25 protein-coding genes and 1 other annotated feature are annotated in these 22,071 nt (G+C 43.4%); of the genes, 13 read left to right on the forward strand and 12 right to left on the reverse strand.

Annotation, left to right across the window (positions count from 1 at the left end; genetic code table 11):
• Positions 1–66 precede the first annotated feature (66 nt).
• The 4 genes from ACYX4W_RS15765 to ACYX4W_RS15780 form a co-directional block, all read right to left on the reverse strand.
• Complete coding sequence (locus ACYX4W_RS15765; RefSeq protein WP_474805931.1) at positions 67–723, reverse strand: Slp family lipoprotein; 657 nt, start codon at positions 721–723, stop codon at positions 67–69.
• A gap of 348 nt (positions 724–1,071) precedes the next feature.
• Positions 1,072–1,365 carry a hypothetical protein gene (locus ACYX4W_RS15770; RefSeq protein WP_474805929.1) on the reverse strand — a complete coding sequence of 98 codons (294 nt, stop codon included), beginning with the start codon at positions 1,363–1,365 and terminating at the stop codon, positions 1,072–1,074.
• Positions 1,366–1,501: 136 nt separating this feature from the next.
• The gene (gene tsaB / locus ACYX4W_RS15775; RefSeq protein ID WP_474805927.1) at positions 1,502–2,218 is read right to left on the reverse strand and encodes a tRNA (adenosine(37)-N6)-threonylcarbamoyltransferase complex dimerization subunit type 1 TsaB; all 717 of its coding nucleotides are present in this window, start codon (positions 2,216–2,218) and stop codon (positions 1,502–1,504) included.
• A gap of 76 nt (positions 2,219–2,294) precedes the next feature.
• On the reverse strand, positions 2,295–4,214 hold the full coding sequence (locus ACYX4W_RS15780; protein WP_014950010.1) for a DNA repair helicase YoaA: 1,920 nt from the start codon (positions 4,212–4,214) through the stop codon (positions 2,295–2,297).
• A gap of 298 nt (positions 4,215–4,512) precedes the next feature.
• Here ACYX4W_RS15780 and ACYX4W_RS15785 point away from each other — a divergent pair, with 298 nt between their 5' ends.
• On the forward strand, positions 4,513–4,752 hold the full coding sequence (locus tag ACYX4W_RS15785) for a hypothetical protein (RefSeq protein WP_474805925.1): 240 nt from the start codon (positions 4,513–4,515) through the stop codon (positions 4,750–4,752).
• Between the two features lie 197 nt (positions 4,753–4,949).
• Here the strand turns inward: ACYX4W_RS15785 and ACYX4W_RS15790 are convergent, their stop codons facing one another.
• Positions 4,950–5,282, reverse strand: coding sequence for a hypothetical protein (locus ACYX4W_RS15790; RefSeq protein ID WP_474805923.1), 333 nt, complete (start codon positions 5,280–5,282; stop codon positions 4,950–4,952).
• A gap of 103 nt (positions 5,283–5,385) precedes the next feature.
• On the reverse strand, positions 5,386–6,306 hold the full coding sequence (locus tag ACYX4W_RS15795) for a cation diffusion facilitator family transporter (protein WP_474805922.1): 921 nt from the start codon (positions 6,304–6,306) through the stop codon (positions 5,386–5,388).
• Between the two features lie 162 nt (positions 6,307–6,468).
• Between ACYX4W_RS15795 and ACYX4W_RS15800 the strand changes: the two genes are divergently transcribed.
• From ACYX4W_RS15800 to nadS, 6 genes are all read left to right on the forward strand, one after another.
• Entirely contained in the window at positions 6,469–7,524 is a 1,056-nt protein-coding gene (locus tag ACYX4W_RS15800) for an aromatic ring-hydroxylating oxygenase subunit alpha (protein ID WP_476073797.1), read from the forward strand.
• 47 nt (positions 7,525–7,571) lie between these two features.
• Positions 7,572–7,970 (forward strand): GFA family protein, encoded by a 399-nt coding sequence (locus ACYX4W_RS15805; protein ID WP_476073798.1) that lies wholly within the window; start codon positions 7,572–7,574, stop codon positions 7,968–7,970.
• Between the two features lie 318 nt (positions 7,971–8,288).
• The gene (locus ACYX4W_RS15810) at positions 8,289–8,984 is read left to right on the forward strand and encodes an EF-hand domain-containing protein (RefSeq protein ID WP_474805917.1); all 696 of its coding nucleotides are present in this window, start codon (positions 8,289–8,291) and stop codon (positions 8,982–8,984) included.
• A 127-nt stretch (positions 8,985–9,111) separates the two neighbouring features.
• Positions 9,112–9,741, forward strand: a complete 630-nt coding sequence (locus tag ACYX4W_RS15815; protein WP_474805915.1) for a phosphatase PAP2 family protein — start codon at positions 9,112–9,114, stop codon at positions 9,739–9,741.
• A 269-nt stretch (positions 9,742–10,010) separates the two neighbouring features.
• Positions 10,011–10,280, forward strand: coding sequence for a type II toxin-antitoxin system RelE/ParE family toxin (locus ACYX4W_RS15820; RefSeq protein WP_474805913.1), 270 nt, complete (start codon positions 10,011–10,013; stop codon positions 10,278–10,280).
• Positions 10,277–10,567, forward strand: coding sequence for a NadS family protein (gene nadS, locus ACYX4W_RS15825; protein ID WP_474805911.1), 291 nt, complete (start codon positions 10,277–10,279; stop codon positions 10,565–10,567). The genes ACYX4W_RS15820 and nadS overlap by 4 nt, the downstream gene beginning before the upstream one ends.
• Before the next feature lie 188 nt (positions 10,568–10,755).
• Here nadS and ACYX4W_RS15830 read toward each other — a convergent pair whose 3' ends face one another.
• From ACYX4W_RS15830 to ACYX4W_RS15840, 3 genes are all read right to left on the reverse strand, one after another.
• On the reverse strand, positions 10,756–10,974 hold the full coding sequence (locus ACYX4W_RS15830) for a hypothetical protein (protein WP_474805909.1): 219 nt from the start codon (positions 10,972–10,974) through the stop codon (positions 10,756–10,758).
• A gap of 84 nt (positions 10,975–11,058) precedes the next feature.
• Positions 11,059–12,363 carry an alpha-amylase family glycosyl hydrolase gene (locus tag ACYX4W_RS15835; protein ID WP_476073799.1) on the reverse strand — a complete coding sequence of 435 codons (1,305 nt, stop codon included), beginning with the start codon at positions 12,361–12,363 and terminating at the stop codon, positions 11,059–11,061.
• Positions 12,364–12,460: 97 nt separating this feature from the next.
• Positions 12,461–13,369, reverse strand: a complete 909-nt coding sequence (locus ACYX4W_RS15840) for a sulfite exporter TauE/SafE family protein (protein WP_476073800.1) — start codon at positions 13,367–13,369, stop codon at positions 12,461–12,463.
• 152 nt (positions 13,370–13,521) lie between these two features.
• Between ACYX4W_RS15840 and ACYX4W_RS15845 the strand changes: the two genes are divergently transcribed.
• The 4 genes from ACYX4W_RS15845 to ACYX4W_RS15860 all read left to right on the forward strand — a co-directional run bounded on the left by ACYX4W_RS15845 (position 13,522) and on the right by ACYX4W_RS15860 (position 16,518).
• The gene (locus ACYX4W_RS15845; protein ID WP_476073801.1) at positions 13,522–14,004 is read left to right on the forward strand and encodes a DUF2244 domain-containing protein; all 483 of its coding nucleotides are present in this window, start codon (positions 13,522–13,524) and stop codon (positions 14,002–14,004) included.
• Positions 14,005–14,178: 174 nt separating this feature from the next.
• Complete coding sequence (locus ACYX4W_RS15850) at positions 14,179–14,424, forward strand: DUF6482 family protein (RefSeq protein WP_179983935.1); 246 nt, start codon at positions 14,179–14,181, stop codon at positions 14,422–14,424.
• A 220-nt stretch (positions 14,425–14,644) separates the two neighbouring features.
• Positions 14,645–15,217: a lipid-binding SYLF domain-containing protein gene (locus ACYX4W_RS15855; RefSeq protein WP_474805903.1), complete on the forward strand. Its 573-nt coding sequence runs from the start codon at positions 14,645–14,647 to the stop codon at positions 15,215–15,217.
• 311 nt (positions 15,218–15,528) lie between these two features.
• Positions 15,529–16,518 carry a hypothetical protein gene (locus tag ACYX4W_RS15860; protein ID WP_476073802.1) on the forward strand — a complete coding sequence of 330 codons (990 nt, stop codon included), beginning with the start codon at positions 15,529–15,531 and terminating at the stop codon, positions 16,516–16,518.
• A 75-nt stretch (positions 16,519–16,593) separates the two neighbouring features.
• Here the strand turns inward: ACYX4W_RS15860 and ACYX4W_RS15865 are convergent, their stop codons facing one another.
• Both ACYX4W_RS15865 and ACYX4W_RS15870 read right to left on the reverse strand, forming a co-directional pair.
• Positions 16,594–17,643 (reverse strand): MBL fold metallo-hydrolase, encoded by a 1,050-nt coding sequence (locus ACYX4W_RS15865; RefSeq protein ID WP_474805900.1) that lies wholly within the window; start codon positions 17,641–17,643, stop codon positions 16,594–16,596.
• Entirely contained in the window at positions 17,616–19,526 is a 1,911-nt protein-coding gene (locus tag ACYX4W_RS15870) for a TonB-dependent receptor domain-containing protein (protein ID WP_476073803.1), read from the reverse strand. Before ACYX4W_RS15870 ends, ACYX4W_RS15865 begins: the two co-directional genes overlap by 28 nt.
• A 208-nt stretch (positions 19,527–19,734) precedes the next feature.
• Here ACYX4W_RS15870 and ACYX4W_RS15875 point away from each other — a divergent pair, with 208 nt between their 5' ends.
• Positions 19,735–20,508: a ParA family protein gene (locus tag ACYX4W_RS15875; protein WP_476073804.1), complete on the forward strand. Its 774-nt coding sequence runs from the start codon at positions 19,735–19,737 to the stop codon at positions 20,506–20,508.
• A gap of 13 nt (positions 20,509–20,521) precedes the next feature.
• Here ACYX4W_RS15875 and ACYX4W_RS15880 read toward each other — a convergent pair whose 3' ends face one another.
• The gene (locus ACYX4W_RS15880) at positions 20,522–20,761 is read right to left on the reverse strand and encodes a hypothetical protein (RefSeq protein ID WP_474805895.1); all 240 of its coding nucleotides are present in this window, start codon (positions 20,759–20,761) and stop codon (positions 20,522–20,524) included.
• Between the two features lie 229 nt (positions 20,762–20,990).
• Positions 20,991–21,108: a sequence feature (His leader region), on the forward strand.
• Between the two features lie 50 nt (positions 21,109–21,158).
• On the opposite strand from ACYX4W_RS15880, the gene hisG reads away from it, so the two are divergent.
• Complete coding sequence (gene hisG / locus ACYX4W_RS15885) at positions 21,159–22,061, forward strand: ATP phosphoribosyltransferase (RefSeq protein ID WP_179983939.1); 903 nt, start codon at positions 21,159–21,161, stop codon at positions 22,059–22,061.
• The last annotated feature ends 10 nt before the right edge of the window (positions 22,062–22,071 follow it).

Consider the following 22,071-nt stretch of genomic DNA (forward strand, 5'->3'; position numbering starts at 1 on the left):
TCCCTTACAGTTCCATTCCACTAAAACCAATAAGGCGGCAATTATATGCCGCCCATTTAACTATCCCTATTGTCGCTTGTTGGTACTTGGTGATTTACCGCGCGGCTCCGAATTGTTGTTACTTGGTCTACTGTTGGTAGATGGTAACTTTGCTTTGCTCGGTGCATTTTGATACCGGATAACGCGGGTTCTATTAAAATGCGGGTACATCCACGGCCCATTAAAGCGATAGAATGGTGAATACCAGCCGGTGTGATAATTAAAGAAGTAAGTATTTACGTCGTAAACCTCTTGTTTTCTCCACATATGATAATCGTCAGCGATAATCGTTGGGTAGATATAAGGTTGCTCTCCTACCATGCCTGCCGTTGGCGCTGTTATGCTGCCTAAAAATGTTGCAGACCGGCCTTCTTCAAAAACGATAGGGTCAACAAAGCCATCTATTTGCACTTTAAATCGGCCTGACGTTTCGCCATTAGTGGAAGGTTTACCGTAGTGGTTCAAAGGAAAGTGAGCAAGCTCGATCAACGTCTTGTTGGGCTTATTTTCAACCCCAACAATCATACCACCCCACCGCGCTTTTTGACCTTGCGCATTAGCGCCTGAGGTCACCGCTTTTGAATAGCTAACAAGTTGGGTGCCTTCTGGTACATCGATACTATCTGGAACTATGGTACAGCCAGTAAATAACATGACCGTAATTAAAACTAAATAACGAGACATCAAAGCGCTCCTCTGAACCCTAGAAAAAATGTTGCACCTGTTTGGATCATAAGGGGAGCAGTAAGTGCTCTTTATGAAATCCTCGTGCGGTAACACATCTAAAAACTCTAATATACTTTTACGTATCTCTTTAAGTTACAAAGAAAAACCACACCCTACCAGCTAAACATTAGCATTATTACGAGACGACTACCACTGTCGTTCAATTAATGTAATACATACATAAAGAATGGGGTTTGGGCCACAATAATTGGAACGGATATAACGGTAGTTAGTTCAAAAAGGTATGCGAAATTTAACAAATCGTTAGAACTTACAGGCGAGTGAACATACAGCAGTGAGATGATGTTATGCGTAAATATCTACACCAAACATCGATTGAATAGAATCCCGTTGCTGCTGCTTTTCGAAGCTTGTGTATGACGCTATGGCATTTTGAGAATAGGTGTTGCCGTCTTCACGGATAAATTGTTGGTACGCTTTGGCGTTATCCGTTCCCTGTTCGTCGGGCGCAACAACGATCGCCCTGGCAGACGATTCACTTTGCCCTTTACTTTGCTGTTCAGGGTCTTTGTTAATTTTAGCGACACGGCCTTGCGAAGGTTCGGAAGACGGTACGGCGAAATTGTTGTTGATAATCATACGAAGTTAATTAAAGCAATAATCATACCAATGGAAAGCGAGCTTCATCGTCGAGACTCGCTTTTTTTGTCAATGTTGGCCGTTTTACTATTAACCTTTTTATTAGAAATGGGCGCCCCATAATTATGGCGCGTCGTTACTCTCTGCCTGGTAATTTTTTCCACGTGACTTTATCGCGCAGATATACAGGTTCTACATTCAAAGCGTCAAATACTTCGCCTTTGCTATGTGCATCTATTGCAAGCTTAAGCATGTACTGTGCGTTTGGAAGCGTCACTTCAGACGTTACTTCACCACATAACTCAGACTTCCAGTTATCAAGCTCCTCAAAGGCAGACCAGCCGGTGCCAGCTGCAATCACAGAGGCGCTATTCTCTTCCTTAAGCGCGTTTAGCTGTTCAATAGCCACTTCCGGCGGACAAACTTGCTCTTCTATAGTGAGAGAAACACCTTCTTCTGTCTGCCTATAAACAGCAAAATACACTTCCCCCATACGCGCATCCGATGCAACGGCGACAAATGCATCTTTGTTCTGAGTTTCAGACGCCACTTCAAACGCCATAGCTTCAAGCGTACTCACGCCCGCTACTTTTAAGCCTGTTCCTAACGCTAAACCTTGAATCATTCCCGTCGCTATTCGAACACCGGTAAAGCTGCCAGGGCCTCGACCGAAAGCCAGTAAATCTAGATCGCCCAGCGAAATCTTTGCTTCCTTTAACACCTCATCCACCATGGGTAGAAGACGCTGACTATGCTGCTGAGGGCATATTTCAAAGCGCGTAACAACAGTGTCGTTATAATGAAGCGCTACCGAGCAAGCTTCGGTTGCCGTATCTATAGCTAAAATATTCATGTTTATCTCTTATTTCATATAAGCTGAAAATAGTGTTAGTGGGTGAAGTCACATTAACCGCTTTCAGCGCTTTAACTTAGGCTTCATCAATGCCGGCTAAAAATTTTTCCACTTCGTCCAGGCTTCTTGTTCTTTTCATATCCGGCAAGCTGCCGACAAAGGTTTTGGCGTAAGGTTTTGTCACTAATCGGTTGTCACATATTACCAGTACGCCCTTATCTGATGGGTCTCGAATGAGTCGTCCTGCGCCCTGCTTTAACGTAATAACAGCTTGGGGAATTTGAATAACACCAAACGGGTTTGCTCCACGTTTTTTTACATCTTCCATACGCGCTTGAAGCAGCGGATCATCAGGTGACGCAAAGGGCAGCTTATCAATCATCACGCAAACCAAGTCGTTGCCGCGAACGTCTACTCCTTCCCAAAAAGCGCCTGTGCCCATTAATACCGCTTTTTCATCTGCAAGGTACGCATCCAGCAATGCTTGCTTGGTGGTAGTCCCTTGCACCAGTAGCGGGTTGTCTATCTCATCTTCTAGCTTCTGCGCAATTTCTCGAAGCATGGCGTGACTAGTAAACAACAAAAAACATCTGCCGCGACTTGCTTTGATTAGCCGTTTGGCTGTTTCTAGCAAAGTTTCGCGCATAGCGTAGCTGTTTGGTTCTGGTAAATAGCGGGGCACGCACAGCATGGCCTGTTCAGGATAATTAAATGGGCTATCTAATCCTAACGTTTCTGCGTCTTCTAAGCCCATGCGGCGTTGAAAGTGATCAAAACCGCCATTTACCATTAAGGTCGCCGAGGTGAAAATCCACCCGCGCGGCGGCGATGATACGAAACGTCTGAATTTAGCGGCAATTGATAAGGGCGTTAAATGCATAATGAGGTGGCGCTGAGTAGTTTCATACCACAAACTTACATTTTCTTGCTTATTGTCACTTAACGCATCTAACTGCTCTCGTGCCGCGACAACACGTTCATACATGTTGTCTAAATCTTTATCGCGGCCAATGTGTAACTTACACACCTCATGCAGTACGCCAAGCGCTTCGGCCAGCTTGCCCACCTGCATGCGCACGTCGTCACGGTCTAGTGCCTCGGCCCAGTTGCCACGTTCAGCCGTATCCGGGAACAATAAACGTAAATCAGAGGCTATCATTCTGCATTTATCAGCCGCTTTATCTAGCTGCCCAGCATCTTTTAGCACTGTTCTGAACAACAGCGTGATATCTTTCGCAATATCGTGAATTTGTCTTGTCGAAAGTGACTCGCCAAAGTAATCACTCGCAATATCAGGAATTTGATGAGCCTCATCAAAAATAATCGCGTCAGCTTCTGGGATAAGTTCGCCAAACCCCGTGTCTTTCAGTGCCATATCTGCAAAGAAAAGGTGGTGGTTTACCACAATAATATCAGCATCCAGCGCCTTTCTGCGCGCTTTTACCAAGTAGCAATCTTCATAATCTGGGCAATCGCGACCCAAGCAATTATCTACTGTAGAGGTAACCAACGGTAAAACACGGGCATCTTCAGGAAGGGTTTTAAGCTCACCCATGTCACCCGTTTTCGTTGTACTAGACCAGCGTTTCACTTCTGAAAGCTGTCCCAATACCTCTTTTTCAACCAGAGTAGAATTGCCGCTGTGCTGCGCTACCCGGTGCAGGCAAAGATAGTTTGAACGGCCTTTTAGCAGTGCCGTTTTTCGCTTGCTGCCCAAAGCCTTTTTTACCAAAGGTAGGTCGCGGTGAAACAGCTGTTCTTGTAGGTTTTTAGTACCGGTAGAGACGATGGCTTTTCCGTCGCTTAGCAATGCAGGAGCAAGATAGGCGAAGGTTTTACCGGTTCCTGTACCCGCCTCTACGATTAAACTACCTGTGGTATCAATAGCGCGCTTAACCGCCTTCGCCATCTCAGTTTGAGCTTCGCGAGGTACGAACCCCTTGATAGCACCAGCAAGAAGGCCATCTGATGAGAATACATTATTTATTGTGGGCATGGTTTAAGCGCTATAATTACTTTTCTACTTTAGGCCGCGCATTATGCCAAAAAGCCTTTAGAATGCCCAATAAAGGTTTGCATTTTAACGTCGTCTTCTTCCATTCATTTGCCTAGCTTGATAGTTAAATTACTAAAAGCACGTAGTGCTTAACTTCACTTATCGAGCAACACTAATGTTAATTTTTTGATGAAAAGAATTTATCTTCTAGAACAAAAGAATTTGCTTTTTAAACTTAATACTTAGGCGCAAAATCCAGCTCGTAAATGTTTACACTCAACTATTTAACGAGGTAATTATGAAAGGTTTACGCTTTATAGGTTTAGGCTTAGTAGGTTTAAGCGCAATGGCGTTCTCTGTAATTGCAGCTGCATCAGAAGAAGCACCTGCGGAACTAGTAGCTGAATTAACTCAGTTCTGTAAAGAAATCGCTGAAGAAGAAGGCACAAAAGACAAGTCGGAAGATGCATTTGTATTAGAGTGCGTGAATGATGAGCTAGAAGCTGAAGGTTACCAAAAGCTGAAATCTTTAAACTAATCTAATAAGGTGAGTTACTGATTCACTTTATCTGAATTGATAAACGAGCCTCGCCAGAAATGGCGGGGCTTTTTTGTACTTTTCTTTTTTGGTCTTTTCCTTTTTTGGGGCGTGGTTTCGGGCTCTGGTCTTAGAAAAATTTTTAGCTGTTCAGCGTTTTTGACGGCGACGTATACCATAGCAGCTCAATATAAAAGTTAACGCTCAAAAAATGCATCAACCAAATCGGCCAGTGCCTCCTCTAACTCTTCTTCAAAAGCGTCGATATCAATGCCAAAGCTATCCATATATTTAGCCGCATTGTCACGGGAAAGTACGGCGTTTTTTATCTGAAATTCAAGCTCGGGCAGTGTCTTGTCGTAGCGGGGCTTAATGGTCCATCTCAAGCAATGACCATTGTTGTCCTTTAGCTTTTTTTTGGCAAATACACAAAACTCCTCGACATAGTCTGCACCTTGCGGCCCAAGACACCCCGGTTCTATGCGGTACATCACCAGCAGCTTTTTATATAGCGGAAGTCGCGTTTCCATCACATCTTCAATTAGTTTAAAGACTTGATTATCGGAAAATTTGGAGTATTTTGCCAGCCACGAAGAGGGTGAATACGAGAAATCTCATTTCCACCCTTTATCATTACTCTGCTAGTTCAGGATCTTTTATGAACAGAATATCCATGATAATTGCAGGGTCCCACTCGCGCATCTCTGCTTCGCATTTCAGTCGAATTTCGTCTAACTCACTTATCGTAGCAATCGAGAATGCGTCATCCACTATAATGTGGACTAAAAGATAAACATCCCTACCCCGTTTACTAATTCGCACTTCTACATGTTCGTATGGTACGTCGGCCAATGTCTTTTTGAACTTCTTTTCAATTACTGCGGATATTGCTTCAGGAGGCGCCTTATTAATGACCTCGTTAAGACTTTCGCGCAGGATCTTAAACGGAACCGGCAGCATTACCGTGCCAAGAATAATCAATAAAACGGGGTCAACGTAAGGCGACAGCGTTCTATATTCCGTCAACTCCAGTCCGTAGGCCAAAATAAAAGCGAACAAGATGGATGCACTTAGCACACCGTCTATCATCCAAGTGTGAGAATCCACTTTTACTAAATCGGACAGTAAATGCTTACCTTTTACACGCATGTAAAGAGAGATACTAAAACAGCCAACTGTTGCCACAACACCGTAGACCATACCAATACCATATTCAGCTGCGTGACCACCTGCTAATAAACTCTGAACAGAGCTCGCGACGGCATATACACAAGTGGCAATGATAATAAGCGACTTAAACATGTTTAGCGTAGGCTCAATTGCCGTGTAACCAAAATGAAATCGGTCATCATCAGGGCGTTGAACCAAGTTAGCTACTTTAAGCGTTAGCATTGACATAATAAAAGCGATTAACGAGTACGCGGCATCAAATAAAATAGCGCCTGAACTTGTTAAAATGGCAAAACCAAGTGCAATAACGACAAATGCACCGGCAATGTAAAAAGAAAGCGTTAATAAACGCTTTTCTTCAAGGTGATGGAAGCCAATGTCCATGAGAGTCACATCGAAATTAAGGTGCGCGGATTCTACTCCGTTATTTAAAAAAAAATAGTGCTTTGAACAAAAATATTGCTATTTTTTTAATCAATTCAGTGATACATAGCGCCTATATAATTTCGACTTAACGCAATGCGTTTTGAGCACTCATTTTAAACTATGAAAACCGTTACCCACCCTTCTATAAAAAGTTACTTTGATGCTGATGAAAGCCGACAGGAAGTCGAGCAGGCATTCTCTCGGGGGCTTGCTTATGCGGGCCATTCTCTCATGGTGCCAGAGAAGTTTAGTTATCAAGTGCTTCCTCACTTTAACGACCGTTATGCGTTGTTTAATCAGGGTGAGAATTATGAACTTATATCCAATGTTTGCTTACATCGACAAGCTCAACTTCTTGAAGGGCAAGGTCGAGCACGCAGCATTGTTTGTAAACTCCACTGCTGGGGCTATGACAACACAGGCCAGCTTAAAGGTACCCCCCACTTTAAGGGTGTACCTAATGGTCAGTTGAAAAAGGAATCGCTATCAGTGTGGAACGGTCTTCTATTTCGAGGGCGCTCTCCTAATATGGACTTATCTGCCCTTGGGCTTGAGGATTATATCGACTTTACCGATTACTTTTACGCCGGCTCTGAAACCACGGAATATCAATTTAACTGGAAGACATTCATCGAAATCTATCTAGAGAACTATCACGTGTACTCCATGCATCCTGGGCTTCGCCAGTTTGTTAAACCCGATGATTTAGAGTGGTCGTTTGGCGATGATTTTTCAGTTCAAAAAGTTGGGCTAGGCGACCAGCTTACCAAGCGCACAACACCGCGTTACAGAGAGTTCCAAGACGCATTAATAGAGCGCTACGGGCAAACACTTCCCCGCTATGGTGCGATATGGTGCTTTTTGTACCCGAATATTATGATTGAGTGGTACCCAGATATTATCGTTGTCAGCACGATTTACCCTAAGGGAGCGGCCGCGTGTATAAACCACGTAGAATTTTATTATCCCAAATCACTTTATAAAGATATGCCAGACTACTTTGCCGCGGAAAAAGCGGCCTATATGGAAACAGCGGTAGAAGATGAAGAAGCCTGCCTATTGTTAGAAAAAGGTCGACGGGCACTTTATTTATCAGGCGAAGAAGAACAAGGCCCCATAGAACCGTTTTTAGAAGCGGGCGTGGCGCATTTCTACGATTGGCTTGCTAAACAGTAGCTACCTTGTTGCTTTAAATAGTGTTATTTCACAAAAAAGGAGTTTTGATGAACAATTACAAAGGGTCTTGTTTGTGCGGTTCGGTAACTTTTAAAATTGAGGGTGATTTTGACAGTTTTTATCTGTGCCACTGCAAACATTGTCAAAAGGATACAGGTTCGGCCTTCGCAGCCAACCTGTTTTTAAGTTCGGCTATATTAACTTGGGCATCGGGTGTTGACGCTGTAGTCAACTTCACGCTCGAGAACACGCGTCACAGAAAAAGTTTCTGTAAAATTTGTGGTTCATCCCTTCCGTGTTCTCAACTCGGTAACGTTTTAGCCGTACCCGCCGGGTGCCTGGATACAAATCTACTGATTAAACCTACTGCACATATCTTCAGTGTAAGCAAAGCTGCGTGGGAAGAAAGCTTAGAAACAATTACAACATTCGAACGTTTACCGTAACAAACATTGGGTGCTCATTCGAAACATAGTGGCTTTATACTAGATAGAAATCGCGGTTTGAATAACGGCAGGTCGATCGTTGCTCACATTCACAACATGCCCCGCTTAATATGTTCCATTTTTGTTAAAAATAACGGGTAACTTTTTCATAAAATTCTATAGTTCTCACAATTCCTCCTGCCTCCACCTGTCCCTTAAAAAAACCAACACATTGATTTAAATAAACTTTATTTGAATGGCATATGCTGTGAATAATCCTTTGTGAATTCTCTCCTCCGTTTTTATGCAGTATGGAGGCCGAAAACCAAGGAGTAAGATATGAAAAAGTTAACTATTGCTACATTGATTAGTGCCGCTCTGTCTGCTGGTGCATTTGCTGGCAACGACATGGAGAAAATCGACACAACGTTCGTCGATTTAGACCACGATGATAACGGCTACATCTCACGAGAAGAAGCTGACGACGATGAGATTTATGCACATTTTTCTAAAATTGATACTAATTCAGACATGCAACTTTCAGCCAAAGAATTCAATGCTCATGTCATGAAACACCCTCAACATTTCGATGATGAAGTGCTTTCCACGGTCAAGTCGATGAAAGAAAGCATGGGGGCAAAAGGTACAATGGAAACGAAGGTTAACGTTGATTCCGATGTAGATGAAGTGGTTGCCGCGACAAAAGATAAAAGGCTCACTCACGAGTTAAGAGCTGAAACTGAGCTTAAAGCTAATGGAAACCTAGAAAAGACAAAGGTCGATAAAGTAGCCAAAGATACTGTTGTGAACGATAAGACTGTGATCGCAGATGAAGCAGTAGTTGCGCGTAGTAAATTCGATATGATGGACGCGAATAACGATGGCGAGCTTACAAAAGCGGAAGCCTCAAGAAGTGGCGTAACACGCAATTTCGACAAAATCGATTTGAATGATGATGAATTGATTACACGCACCGAATTTAAGCGTTATCAGCGCTCATCTAAAGGAAATTTAGACGGTAATTCGGAAGAGTAATGTCTTAACAAGACAAGGGCCGCTCGTGCGGCTCTTTTTATTGTTCAGATACTTTTAATTAGACGTGCTATCGAGCCTGCACGTATCGATTTCCTTCCACACCACTTCATCGAATAAAGGATTTTTTATGTTAGCTTCCACAGGAATTAAAAGTTTACTCGCGTACAGAGCTCTGCGAAAAATGAATGTGCCCGGTGCAGATGGAGCGCACAGTAAAGATAGCCTTATTACGTCTAGCAAGTTAAGTAATGCAACGACGCCACCATCAGTCGTCGCAATAACAGGTTCAGCCTATGCCGTATCTAAGATGACGGACGCTCCAAAAATACAACGCTTCCTTCTAAAATCGACGTTATCAGCCTCAGTGGCTGGTCTACTTAATGCGGGCCTTAAGAGATTGATTGGACGAAAGCGTCCTAGAGCTGAGGCTGGCCCTGAAATAAAAGGCCCGGCATTGAAAGACAAATTTAACTCTATGCCATCAGGACATGCGGCAGCAGTAGCGGCAGTGGCAGGCTCAATACCTCGCACTTCCGGACCTTTACTATTAGCATCAGCCGCAGGCTTAGCTGCTACGGCAGTCATTGGAAAGTCGAGGACTAAGCGCGATGCACATCATTTATCAGATGTTTTGGTGGGAAGCTGTTTAGGCTTTGGCGTTGCCTACGCCGTGTCTAAACTCGAAAAGCCCGTTGAAGCTGAAGTTGAAAACCTGAAGCAAAGCTCTCACCTGCAGAATCGATTTAAACAATACTAATCACGGAAATACGAGTTAAGGCATGTTTCCTCACTTTTTTAGTGAGGGAACACACTTGCATAGGCTTGTTGTTTAATGCTTACAATGGTGCCTAGAAAGTTAAGGATATCATCCATACTTCTGCGAGATGTGATTTGTTATTTTTAGGGAAAAGGTTAGTTGGGCTTTAAATATCCGCATACGCCATTGGCGTATTCTGGTGTTAATGTTATAGTTAACACATGGTAATTATAGAAACCCCCATATTCACCAAGCTCATAAAAGAGTTGATGGATGATGATGAATACAAAGACTTGCAGGAAGCACTTGTCAGCAGGCCAGATAGAGGCTCATTAATTAAAAATAGTGGTGGCCTTAGAAAGGTACGCTGGGCGCTGGAAGGAAGGGGTAAACGTGGTGGTGCTAGAGTTATCTATTATTGGATGACCGACAACGACCAACTTTATATGCTGTTGGCATACCCAAAAAATGTGCAGGATAATTTGACAGATACGCAGCTTAAAGCGCTGAAGAAGATCGTAGAGAGGTGGTCAGAATGAATGGTGACATGTTTGAACAATTGATAGAAAGTGTGTCTCAGGCAGACGATATCATCAAAGGTAAAGCAAAGCCTTCCCGTACAACTGAATTTGCTAAGCCTCAAGTTAAAGCCATTCGTGCAAAAACGGGGTTAACACAAACCCGTTTTGCTGACGTTTTGGGGGTGAGTAAACGCACACTAGAGAATTGGGAACAAGGCCGACGCCACCCAACGGGTCCTGCTCGTGCTTTGCTTAAGATCTTAGATGCTGATCCTAAGCTCGCCTTGGAAGCACTTAATCACTAGATAGCCAATATTAACCGCATGATAGTACGTGCGGCAATGCACTAGGAGCCACGACGAATATCCGCTCCTTGTCTATAGCCGCCTGCCAGATTATGTCAGAATAGCTTAGAACTTATACCGTCAGTTTTCCCTTAGTAATCACACCAATAGACCTTATGTATTACACATTAGATCTATAAGGCATAGATTCAAATTTCCGGTGTAGATTTGATCACTTCCTCGATTTCACTGTTACCACTCAAGCGGGCGAGATCGATAAGATAACCTTTTTCTAGCTTATCTAATGCGTGGCCTTTAAGACGCGCTCTAACCTCTTCCACATCACCATTGGCAATGGAAGTTTTCAGAGCAGCATGATTATTTAACGAGCGGTCTTCGGTTTTCTCACTTGAATCGTTCGCAGGCATAGTTCGTCCTTAATTTTTATTCAGTGGAATATAAAAATCTCATATACCATTTGTAGTTAATCACGACGTTAAACGATCAACGCTTCAAGCCACCCATATTTCAAACTGCCAAGGTGCAAGTTTACAGACAGAATCAGATTCAAAACTTTGCTTCTCGTCACGCTCCCAGTGCGCATACTCACCTTCAAATAATGGTTCTTCAAACGTTACTTCAAGCTGATCGTTCGAGAAATTAATTATGACGAACACTTTTTCATTTTCACTACAACGTACAAAGCTAAAAACCTCACCCATCTTAGAGTTAGGCACCTGAATCATTCTTGCGCCATACTCTCCATTTCCTAACACGGCTTTAGATTTTTTGAGTGCAATAAGCTCGCGATACAAGTTGCCGATTTCATGGTCTTGCCACCGTATAGGATCGCGCTCGAAGAATGCTAAGCGTTTGGTTTCTCCCGCTTCTTGCCCGTTGTGAATAAGCGGCATGCCCTCACCTATTACCGATAAAGCAATGCACGCTTCAAGTGCTTCGCCAAACTGTTCACGCTGTGTGCCATCCCAAGCATTTTTGTCATGATTACTAACGAAGGTCATTCTGTAAGCCGAACGAGGCCAGCTTCGTTCGTTCCACGAATAATATTTACGCAACCTATCTAGTGAACACTTTCCGTGAGCGAGTTCATGCAGTGTTTCATTCCAGCTCCATGCATAAGTCATGTTGAACGCATTTTCGTGGAGATCGCGATTCTCCCATTCAGCCAACATAAAGATCGGTCGAATTGCATTCAATGTTTCAACCGCTTGACGCCAGAAGTCGTTAGGTACATAGCCTGCTACGTCACAGCGAAAGCCGTCGATGTTGAACTTTTCAACCCAGTAACACAGTGCATTTATCATGTATTTTCGAAGGCCAATTTGTTCATAATCGAACTCAATGATATCGCTCCAATCCCACCACGGAGATGGACGAAAATCTCCTTTGTAGTCTTTGGCGTACCACTCAGGGTGTTGTTCAACCAGTGGATTATCCCATGCACTGTGATTTGGTACCCAATCTATAATAACTTTCAGCGATAGCCGATGCGCTTCGTCCACCAGCACTTTAAAATCTTCTTCGCTACCGAATTCTGGGTTGATAGCCAAGTAGTCTTTAACGGCATAGGGGCTGCCAAGCTCACCTTTTCTGTTTTTTTCACCGATAGGATGTACAGGCATTAGCCAAATGATATCCGCGCCGAGGGATTTAATATGCGCAAGTCCCTTTCTTACTCCCTCAAAATTACCTTCTTTTGAAAACTGACGGGTATTTACTTGATAAATAACCGCATGAGATGACCATTTTGGCTGAAGCACGTTATAGCGTTTCTGGGGAGTAGGATTGATATCCATATTATCTTTCCTTTTACAGATTAGCGTTTTTAAAGAAGAATTCGCATCACACTCACGACCTTAATCACTAGCATTTGTATAGCGGCGATAGCTACGCTTAAAATATAGGTAAACTTGTGATGCCTAAAATTAGTACCCACATACCGAAAAAAAGTTTTAGACGCTGAACAGAAAATGCCAAAACTACATATTTGGCAATCATTCCACCGATAATTGCACCAGCCCCCGCAAACAAAACGACCTGCCAAACCACCGACGGATTTATAAAAGCGTGATACGGCAACGCTGACCACACAGTAAACGCGGATAAAATAACCGCTACCGCGATAGACATAGTGACATTAAACCCACGAATAATGAGGTAAACCGCCACTAACTCACCCACTCCCACTGAAAGCCAAGCTGTAATAACGCCCCCGACAAAACCAATGAATGGTAAAAACACTAAATCTTTTGTTTGTAAATCCTTAACTAAATGAGTGCGCTTCATTAATGGAACAGACGCGAATATGGCAATGGCTAATAAAATAGAAAACCCACCGAAGGCAATGTGAAGGTTATTGGCACCGCCCCACAATTGCGCTAACAACAATTGGCTTTGCGACGAATATTGCGCAAACCCTATGCCACAAATAGATGAAGGAACGGTTAGCATTAGTGCGCTCGGCAGCCCTTGCCAGTAGCCATCGTGCTGGTGCTGTCTTTTATAATACGCCGCCCAGGTCAATGCCCCCGCAGTCATGCCGCAGCATTGAATAGCAAAGCTGGTTGCCACTACGCTTTGAGGGGAAAACGATAGATAGTTAAAAAACGGAACAAACACCACACCGCCACCGGCGCCTGTAGCATTTGCAAATATAGCACCTATCACACCAAGAACGCTGAAAAGTCCGAACTCTTTAACAAGTTCAATAGGTGCAGGCTGCGATAATAAAAGGCTACACCAAGTAAGAAGAAGTAGAACAAAAATTGACTTGCCAGGTTGGCGCTTTAATAAAGAGATCACACACGTCCTTACGACACAACTATGATAATTGTCAGAAAATAAACTTGTTTGATACGTTAACCATTCGCATCAGTACATTTTTCAAACTATTGTTAGCTCATAACGTATAAGCTTTTACTTACACAATTGTTATATACAGTACTTTGTAAAATATGGTTGAAGTATCTACATTTGAGCAGCAGGTGCAACTGCATCTTTCGCCAAACCGCTCAGCAACATGGCGCCAGACTAAATACTTAATCATGGCGTTTGCTTTGTTTATTGGTCTAATCGCTATCGCGTGGTCAATAGCGGGGGCCTGGGTAATTTTGCCGTTTGCAGGATTAGAAGTGGGGTTGCTCGCGCTAGTTATGTACTTGGTGTCTAGAGCCACCTACCGATGGGAAACCATTTTAGTTTCTGCTGACCGCATTCAAATCTCCTGCTCGAACGGTACCAGCCTATGCTTTCCTCGTCCAGACACGTCCTTGCTCTATCAAAAGGACACAAGCCTAAAACGTATTTCACGGTTAATTTTACAAACTTCTATGCAGCAGTTTGAGTTAGGCGCTTTTTTAAACTCGGAAGATAAAAAGCTAGTACACGATAATTTGCACAAGGCCGGGATCATGGTGTGCACAAACAAATGGTGGTAAGGCTCGTTGTCTTATTTTGCATCTGACAAACTCTCTTCTGTTCCCTTTTTCTAGGTACTAATGATTGATGATGAGAACCTTCATGACACAAAATTAATGATCATTGTGGCCGTTTTCGACTAATTAGATATAAGACGCAGCCAAAGTTAGCTGCGACCTAACGAGGGCTATTTTATGAATTTATATATTGAATCATTAGAAGGTGGTAACTACCTTGCTGCTACGGGCATGGGTGCATCACGCAGTTTGGTCAGAGACAAAAAGTCGCAACCTAAAACATTTCACTGCCTGAATGAAATTAGAGAACATTTCGATTCGCAAGCATTTGAGCACGTTTGGCTTCGCCAGAGTACTCCGTATGAAGAAATGGTCGGTCAAACCGATCATCCCGGTGCGCTAGAGCTTGAAATAGAATGGTGAATGCTGACTGTTAGCGAACCCAACTTGGGCTAAAATTAATAGCACGAAGCTACCAATTCATCAAAGGCGCCTACTATTTCATGTACACATGCTCCACTTAGCACATTTTTTGCGTACAACTCATGTAACGTAAATAAAAACGGTATTTTGTTGAATTAAATGCGGTAGAAAGTGTCTTTTATCTCAAGTAATAAAATACCTACATGCTAAGGAGAATTGCATGAAGATTAGTAAGTTAGCGATTAAGTCTGTATTTATAGCGGCTGTTTTGGCATTGACTGCTTGCGCTTCTATGGGTGATGGCACTGTTGCTGAAAAGCAACAAGCTATTTTAGACATGCAGGAGAATGCGCTTGCACGTCTCTATACCGAGAAACCAGATACTCGCTCGCAAATAAGGGATGCCGCAGGCTACGCCGTATTCACTAACGCCAACATTAATGTGTTTTTTGTGGCCGCAGGCACCGGCTACGGTGTGGTAAACAATAACGTTACCGGCGCAAAAACCTACATGAACATGGCTGAAGGTGGTGTTGGCTTAGGATTAGGCGCTAAAGATTATCGTATTGTTATGGTCTTCCATACTCAAAAAGCGATTAATCATTTCATTGAAAATGGTTGGACCGTCGGTGGTAACGCAGATGTGGCAGCGAAAGCAGGCAATAAAGGCGCGTCTGCTGAAGGCGAAGGTTACCTTGGTAATGTAACGGTTTACACTATGACTGAAAGCGGTCTTACATTGCAGGCCACTGTAAAAGGCACGAAATTTTGGGTAGATAAAGAACTAAACTAACTCAGCCCTAACTATTCCTAATCAAATTAGCGATTAGTGCTCCAACCCACCGAAGGTCTCTTGAATGCAAGAGACCTTTTTATTTTTTTCTCTGCACAATATGCTCTCTTCCACTCAAAATATAAAGGCAATTTGGAACAAATAAATAAGCAGTGTTGTGTTACCAACATAGATTCTTTTTCCATCGCTCCTTTATACGAAAGTCTAAATTTAGGGGGGAACCCTCATAACTGAATTGAATACTCGTGACTACGCTTTATTTGTAAAAGGCTCGCTTAGCAGCACGCTAAGCCATTAACGAGGGGTTCATCATGCAACCACAAAACAACAAAGTGATAAGAGCACTAGCAAGAACAATATTAACGAGCGCATTGTTCGCTTCTGCGACGGTAGGCTTTTCAACTAACGCAGCGATCATAGGCAGCAGTTATGGGAATGCCGTTCATGTCGACCTGTCCATTACTAGCAATGTCGGTAATATTGTCACCGCTGTTGCTAACTCAACTATCAACTTAGCTCACACCAGCGGTAGTGCACCTGAAAATTATTCACAGCTCGAAACTATGGTCGGCGCAAGCGCAGACACATCAGGCACATTGGGCGGCTCGATTGACGTTACAGAGTTTGACGGCATTGCATCTACAGCCATTATTGAAGGAGAATCTCAATCGTCTTTAACGAGTTTTGTTCCAGCAAACTTTTTTACCTCAGGCCGCGGAACAATAAACGACCTCAATCTTGATTTATTTTCAGACGTGCTTGGCATCAGTGGCTTTTTAACGTTAAGTGCTGATGTACTTTCAACCGTATCGCAAATTGACGGAAACGCTACATCCGGTTCGAACGTTAACCTATCTACAGCAGGTACATCTAACATTGCGGAAGTGGAAGTAAGCCTTTGGGGAAATAGCGTAAAGGCTACGACACTTGAAAATCAGTCTCTTTTTACTGGTTTAAATATTGCCGACTTTGGCTTGGGGATATTCGTTAATGAAGTTGAAAAGTCGTGCTCAAACACTTCATGCTCTGAGTCTCGAAATGCAGTAAGAGTATCTTTTGATAATTTTTCTCTGAACGCGTTTTACGATGCACTTTTCCCCGCTGGTGTGCCGTTAAACGGGCCGGTGTTCAATCTAACCAATAATCCCATTGTTAACGGAGAAATCATATTAGCAAGTTCGTTTGCTACCACCTCATCTTCAACTGAAGTAAGTGCCCCCTCTACGTTTGCGATTTTTTTTCTCGCAGTAGGCTTGCTGAGTGCGAGAAGGTTTAACAAGCACCGTACTCTTTGCAAATAGCATCTGGTAATGAACTGGCAAGAGGAGTGAGGCAACCATAAAGCGCCCTCTTCTTCTTGCCTTGATTCAGCCAAGCTATTTACGTTGCTCGTGTTGTTTTTCCTCAATTCTCATCCACTGTGCGCGCGTGCAGTTTTCAAGCAGTTCAAACGCTTCAACAACGACATCTCGACCTTGAACAAAGGCATGTTTTTCATTACTTTCCCGGTTACTTAAAGCTTCAAGCTTTTCTCTTGTTCCGGCACGCCCAGGGTGGTTCGATAAAAAAACATCAATATTTTGGTCTTTTACTAATCGTTTCATCGTCATGGCTGAGTCGGTATAAGACTGAATGCGCGAGACATCAGGGCCGTAGTTGAGCCCAGTACCGCCCCACAACACAGCCCGATGTTTTTCGCTTCCGTCAATTACGGGAAAAACGACCGTTAACGTTCCTGGCGTATGGCCCGGCGTAACATAAAGCGTTAACTCAGTACCGTTAACATTCAATTTTTCACCATCGGCTACCGCCACATCTCGGCTTGGCTTTTTACCCCAACGATAACTGGCAAATTTATCGTTTTCGAGGTAATCCCACTCTACATTGCTCATGACTATGCGAGGGCTATATGTTGACTTGATAACTTCAAACCCACCATAGTGATCGCCATGGCCATGAGAAATAATGAGGTGAGATATGGGCTTGTTGCCTAATCCGAGCGCAGAAAGACCGTCAATTATGTACTGTTGAGCTTGCTCGTCATTATTCAACGCATCCACCAGAACAATGCTTTCGCCCGTATCTATTGCCCAACTTGCAACGTTGCCTGCCCCTACATAATAGAGGTTATCAAAGACCTGCTGGGGTGGTATTTGACGCCGCCCCTTGCCTTTGCGGTCGGGCTTGCTTCCACTTTCGGCACGCTTAGGTCGTTCTCGTCGTTTTTCATCGAGTTTGAACACATTTCTAGGTGGAGCACTAATATCACAGAGGTTTGCCAAGCCAGGAAAATGCGTAGCGCTCTCTAGGCCCTTTCGGGCATAATCTTGAGCGGTTAGCGAAGAGCTAGCAGTGCAACTAGCGCACACACAAACAGCCCAGGCAATAACCGCTATTTTCAGAACGTCCAATTTAACCCTAGCCACAATCTTCTTCCGTCTTCAACGTACCCAAACTCTTCGTATCGCATTGTTTTATCAAATGCATTGTAGAGCCCCGTTTGCAATTTAATATTGCGCGTAAGCTTGGTGTTGTAACCTATGTCAAACAAACCGACCCCTGGGGATAAAATAGAACGTGAAGATACTGACGTTAGCGCCGTTTCTTCCCCTCTTACTGTCCACCTTGACCAGATTTCGCTTTCTTGAGATAGGCGATATGTGGTGTTTAGCGTGAACAAATGCTTAGGCTGTTGAACCAAAGGTAGGCCTTCATTTGAACCTGTCTTTTGTTCAGAACGCGTGTAGCTGTATGCACCGTTAAATGACCAGTTTCCAACGTTATACTTTGCAGCGAATTCTGCACCGTAAGATTCAGCTTCATCGATATTGATATTGTAGCGGTCCGTTTCATCCAAACAGACTGATAGTTCACATGATGCGATGGCAATTTTATCATCGAAGTCGTTATGGAACACCGTAATACTGTACTCCAAGCCAGCATCACCAGAATAGTAAAGCGCGAGCTCTTTGTTTAACGTAGTTTCAGGTGACAAGTCCGGATTACCGTAAACATCTCCCCCTCGGCTTTCTTGAATCCAACCCTCAGCCATTTCTCGAAGCTCAGGTGTACGATAGCCGGTAGAGACACCTCCTTTGACTACCCAATTATCATTGAGGTTGTACACCGCATACGCACGAGGGCTAATTTGTGAGCTAAACTGTTCATTGTCATCAAGACGAATACCTAGCGTGAAGGCCAACCTATCGTTAACACGCCATTCATCTTCGCCATATAAAGACCATTGACTGTTTTCAATATTGGTCGCCTCGCCGCCGTTTGTATCAAAATCATCCAGCGACTCTTCAAGAAACTCTGTGCCAACCGTAAGCATGTGGCTATCGCTTGCAGCCCAAGACCATTGAGAATTAAAGACCAGATTATCAATAGTGATATCTCGCCCTACGTTTTCAACCGACTCTTGCTGAATGTAACTTCGAGCAGTCACATCATCATACTTCCCTTCGTGAGTCAGCGCATATGAATGTCTCTCGCTTTCAGTCTCTGATAAGGAACTTCTTTCTGGCAAAGACTTACCAGGTGTGGATATACGTGTCTGATCTTGGAAGATGTACTCAAACGTGAGTGTATCTGTAATATTTGGTGTTAAGTGAAACGCTGTACGAATGTTGCTTAGATCTTTTTCTGCGTAGCCTCGTTCAATATCGTCCTCTTCTCGCTTTTGATAAAGACCGCTGGCTGTAATGCTCAACAAATTCTCGATTAACGGCCCAGAAAATGCCAGTTGAACTTGACTATCTGAGCCACTGTCTGAATTTTCTTGAATTTTTGTTTCTGCGCGAAGGTTACCACTCCATTTTCTGAAGTTTTTTCGCGTAATGATATTGATCACCCCACCCATTGCGTCTGAACCATATAAGGTAGACATAGGCCCGCGCACAATTTCAATACGTTCTATGCTGTCCAAAGGCGGCAACCAATCTTGTTCATACCCGCCGCTGCCATTTGGCTGGGACTCTCTACCTGTTTGTTTTTTACCATCAACAAGTATAGATGTATATTGTGCAGGTAGGCCTCGAACGCTGATATCTTGGCGGTACCCGCCCCCCGTTACAGTAACCCCCGGCACGTCTCGAAGTGCGTCTGTGATGTCTTTGTACGCTCGCTGCGCCAGTTGTTTTCTATCGATGACGCTTACTGACGCGGGTGCTTGAGACAAAAGTTGCTCGAAGCCAGAAGCTGTAACAGTGATGCTCTCCATATCATCTTGTTCGTTAGATTGAGCAAGAACATTCTGAGAGAACAGTGAATACAGTGAAATTGCCAGTAAAGTGGGAGTAAAACGCATACTTAATCGATTAATATAAAAAGAATAAGCTGATGATAATCATTATCATTAATATGTAAAGTTGAATTTCATTTTTATCGTCACGCTTAGGTATTTTTACAGAAAGCAAACGCTCCAAATAAAAACAATACTTTGCATCCACAATCGTATTTGGGCATATTTTAGTCAATCAGTTTATTCAATAACCGTTTCAACATAGGGATCGCGTATGATTGTCGTGGTATTTAATCAAAAAGGTGGGGTGGGAAAATCAACGATTAGTACCAATTTAGCCGCACAAAGCGCGAAATTGGGTCACAAAACGTTATTAGTGGATCTGGATGCCCAAGGTAACAGTACTCACTACGCGGGGTTTAACCCCAGCGAGAAAAGCCTTTCTGTTGCTGATATGTTCAAACAAGTGGTGGGAATATTCAGAACGGCTAAAAAACCTGCTGAGTTTGTTCATCCAACCCCTTTTGAAAACCTTTACGTCATGCCGTCTTCACCAGCCTTAACTGATGTAGAACGAGAACTCGAATCTCGATACAAAATTTTTAAGCTTAAAGATGCACTGAAGGAGTTAAATGGGGAATTCGACCATATTTTTATTGATACACCACCAAATTTTAATTTCTATTCAAAAGCGGCACTTATTGCAGCAGATGGTTTCTGTGTTCCTTTTGATTGTGATGACTTTTCCGCACAAGCTATCGACCACTTACTCGACAATGCAACAGAACTTAAAGAGGACCATAACCCAGAACTTAAGCTATTGGGCATTGTAGTTAATCAATTTAATAGTCAGGCAAAACTGCCTACAGAACTAGTACAATCACTCAAGCAACAAGGGTTGCCAGTGTTAGAAAGCTATATAAGTGCTACGGTGAAGGTGAAAGAGTCTCATTCTAAGCGTGTGCCGCTGCCCTTCTATCTACCAAAGCACAAGGTCACCGGTCAAATAGAAGCATTATTTGAAGCGCTAAACGCAGAGAAAAAGTAATCACTAGCATAGTCTAAACATCAATATCAATGTGCTTAAGCCCACCGCCGCTATTGCTTCGCTCTTTGTCTTTCGTGTTCTCTACTGACGCATCAACCACTTCGGTGCGTTTTATGTCTTGATAGTTGTCGCGCTCGTCTTCACTAAGATGCTCAGACTTCTTTGTCTTCTGCACTTTTTTCACCCGCTCATCAGGTTCAATCGGCACTTTGGTGTTACGAGGCAAAATGGGAAACAGTAAATCGTTGCTCATACGCCCTCCTAAAATGTGTATCTGTTTTATAATTTATCGGCAGAGAAGCGCTCAAAATTACGGTTCACAACTAATTCATAACAAATAGTTTTATTATATGTATATTAATTTAGAGTTAATGTAAGAAAAGAGTTCACTTTTGCCTTGCAAATCGAAGCTCAAACCGCTAATGTTTCAGCCGTTCGAAATTAGGAATTAGATTCACCAAAATGATTAACTGCGCGGCGAAACATCACCATCACCACAAAGCATAACCTTTCAGGTTCGTGCTGGAAGGTCTATATTTCCTTCCAACGGCGCAGATAGAAAAATTCTCGACCCTCGGAAGGAAACTTCCGGGGGTTTTTCGTTTTAGGCGCAATCAAAAGTTAAAACACAACGTGTAAGGAACGTTTCAATGAGTAACAGCAACAGACTTCGAATTGCCGTACAAAAATCAGGTCGCTTGAGTGATGACAGCATCGCACTTCTTAAAGCTATCGGCATTAAATTGAACATTCGTGATCGCCTGCTGATTGCGCACTCAACGAACGAGCCAATCGATTTACTTCGCGTACGTGACGACGATATTCCAGGTCTAGTGATGGACGGCGTTTGCGACCTTGGTTTCATTGGCGAGAACGAGCTAGAAGAAAAAATGCTTGAACGCAAAGCAGCAGGTAAGCCGTTTGAGTATGAAGTATTGCGTCGTCTAGACTACGGCGGCTGTCGCTTATCAATTGCCGTACCTAATGAGATGGATTACGACGGTATTAAGTCTTTAGAAGGCAAAAAAGTAGCAACCACTTACCCTTACCTTCTTGAGCGCTACTTCAAAGACCAGGGTATTAACGCGAAAGCCGTAATGCTACAGGGCTCAGTAGAAGTTGCGCCGCGTGCTGGTGTCGCTGACGCAATTTGTGACCTGGTATCTACAGGCGCAACCCTTGAAGCAAACGGCCTCGTTGAAAAGGATGTCATCTTCCGCAGTAAAGCAGTACTTATCAAACGTACTGACAGCGAACTTAGTGACGAAAAAGTAACACTGGTTAACCGCCTAATGCCTCGTGTCGATGGTGTACTGCTAGCAAAAGAAAGCAAGTACATCATGCTACACGCGCCTAAAGCTTACCTAGAACAGGTTAAGAGCCTACTTCCAGGTGCTGAAAATCCAACGGTGCTTCCACTTGCTGGAAATGAAGAGCAAGTTGCTATCCACGTAGTTTCTACAGAAACCTTGTTCTGGGAAACCATGGAAAAGCTTAAAGCCCTTGGTTGTAGCTCTATTCTTGTAATGCCAATCGAAAAAATGATGGGCTAAAAGGCAGACA

It is taken from the genome of Alteromonas sp. ABH4_454, assembly GCF_056311775.1.

What these genes read in the sequence shown, in the direction of transcription:
- ACYX4W_RS15765 (WP_474805931.1), bottom strand. Translation starts at nt 723, where the DNA reads ATGTCTCGTTATTTAGTTTTAATTACGGTCATGTTATTTACTGGCTGT.
- ACYX4W_RS15770 (WP_474805929.1), bottom strand. Translation starts at nt 1,365, where the DNA reads ATGATTATCAACAACAATTTCGCCGTACCGTCTTCCGAACCTTCGCAA.
- tsaB (WP_474805927.1), bottom strand. Translation starts at nt 2,218, where the DNA reads ATGAATATTTTAGCTATAGATACGGCAACCGAAGCTTGCTCGGTAGCG.
- ACYX4W_RS15780 (WP_014950010.1), bottom strand. Translation starts at nt 4,214, where the DNA reads ATGCCCACAATAAATAATGTATTCTCATCAGATGGCCTTCTTGCTGGT.
- ACYX4W_RS15785 (WP_474805925.1), top strand. Translation starts at nt 4,513, where the DNA reads ATGAAAGGTTTACGCTTTATAGGTTTAGGCTTAGTAGGTTTAAGCGCA.
- ACYX4W_RS15790 (WP_474805923.1), bottom strand. Translation starts at nt 5,282, where the DNA reads ATGGAAACGCGACTTCCGCTATATAAAAAGCTGCTGGTGATGTACCGC.
- ACYX4W_RS15795 (WP_474805922.1), bottom strand. Translation starts at nt 6,306, where the DNA reads ATGGACATTGGCTTCCATCACCTTGAAGAAAAGCGTTTATTAACGCTT.
- ACYX4W_RS15800 (WP_476073797.1), top strand. Translation starts at nt 6,469, where the DNA reads ATGAAAACCGTTACCCACCCTTCTATAAAAAGTTACTTTGATGCTGAT.
- ACYX4W_RS15805 (WP_476073798.1), top strand. Translation starts at nt 7,572, where the DNA reads ATGAACAATTACAAAGGGTCTTGTTTGTGCGGTTCGGTAACTTTTAAA.
- ACYX4W_RS15810 (WP_474805917.1), top strand. Translation starts at nt 8,289, where the DNA reads ATGAAAAAGTTAACTATTGCTACATTGATTAGTGCCGCTCTGTCTGCT.
- ACYX4W_RS15815 (WP_474805915.1), top strand. Translation starts at nt 9,112, where the DNA reads ATGTTAGCTTCCACAGGAATTAAAAGTTTACTCGCGTACAGAGCTCTG.
- ACYX4W_RS15820 (WP_474805913.1), top strand. Translation starts at nt 10,011, where the DNA reads ATGGATGATGATGAATACAAAGACTTGCAGGAAGCACTTGTCAGCAGG.
- nadS (WP_474805911.1), top strand. Translation starts at nt 10,277, where the DNA reads ATGAATGGTGACATGTTTGAACAATTGATAGAAAGTGTGTCTCAGGCA.
- ACYX4W_RS15830 (WP_474805909.1), bottom strand. Translation starts at nt 10,974, where the DNA reads ATGCCTGCGAACGATTCAAGTGAGAAAACCGAAGACCGCTCGTTAAAT.
- ACYX4W_RS15835 (WP_476073799.1), bottom strand. Translation starts at nt 12,363, where the DNA reads ATGGATATCAATCCTACTCCCCAGAAACGCTATAACGTGCTTCAGCCA.
- ACYX4W_RS15845 (WP_476073801.1), top strand. Translation starts at nt 13,522, where the DNA reads ATGGTTGAAGTATCTACATTTGAGCAGCAGGTGCAACTGCATCTTTCG.
- ACYX4W_RS15850 (WP_179983935.1), top strand. Translation starts at nt 14,179, where the DNA reads ATGAATTTATATATTGAATCATTAGAAGGTGGTAACTACCTTGCTGCT.
- ACYX4W_RS15855 (WP_474805903.1), top strand. Translation starts at nt 14,645, where the DNA reads ATGAAGATTAGTAAGTTAGCGATTAAGTCTGTATTTATAGCGGCTGTT.
- ACYX4W_RS15860 (WP_476073802.1), top strand. Translation starts at nt 15,529, where the DNA reads ATGCAACCACAAAACAACAAAGTGATAAGAGCACTAGCAAGAACAATA.
- ACYX4W_RS15870 (WP_476073803.1), bottom strand. Translation starts at nt 19,526, where the DNA reads ATGCGTTTTACTCCCACTTTACTGGCAATTTCACTGTATTCACTGTTC.
- ACYX4W_RS15875 (WP_476073804.1), top strand. Translation starts at nt 19,735, where the DNA reads ATGATTGTCGTGGTATTTAATCAAAAAGGTGGGGTGGGAAAATCAACG.
- ACYX4W_RS15880 (WP_474805895.1), bottom strand. Translation starts at nt 20,761, where the DNA reads ATGAGCAACGATTTACTGTTTCCCATTTTGCCTCGTAACACCAAAGTG.
- hisG (WP_179983939.1), top strand. Translation starts at nt 21,159, where the DNA reads ATGAGTAACAGCAACAGACTTCGAATTGCCGTACAAAAATCAGGTCGC.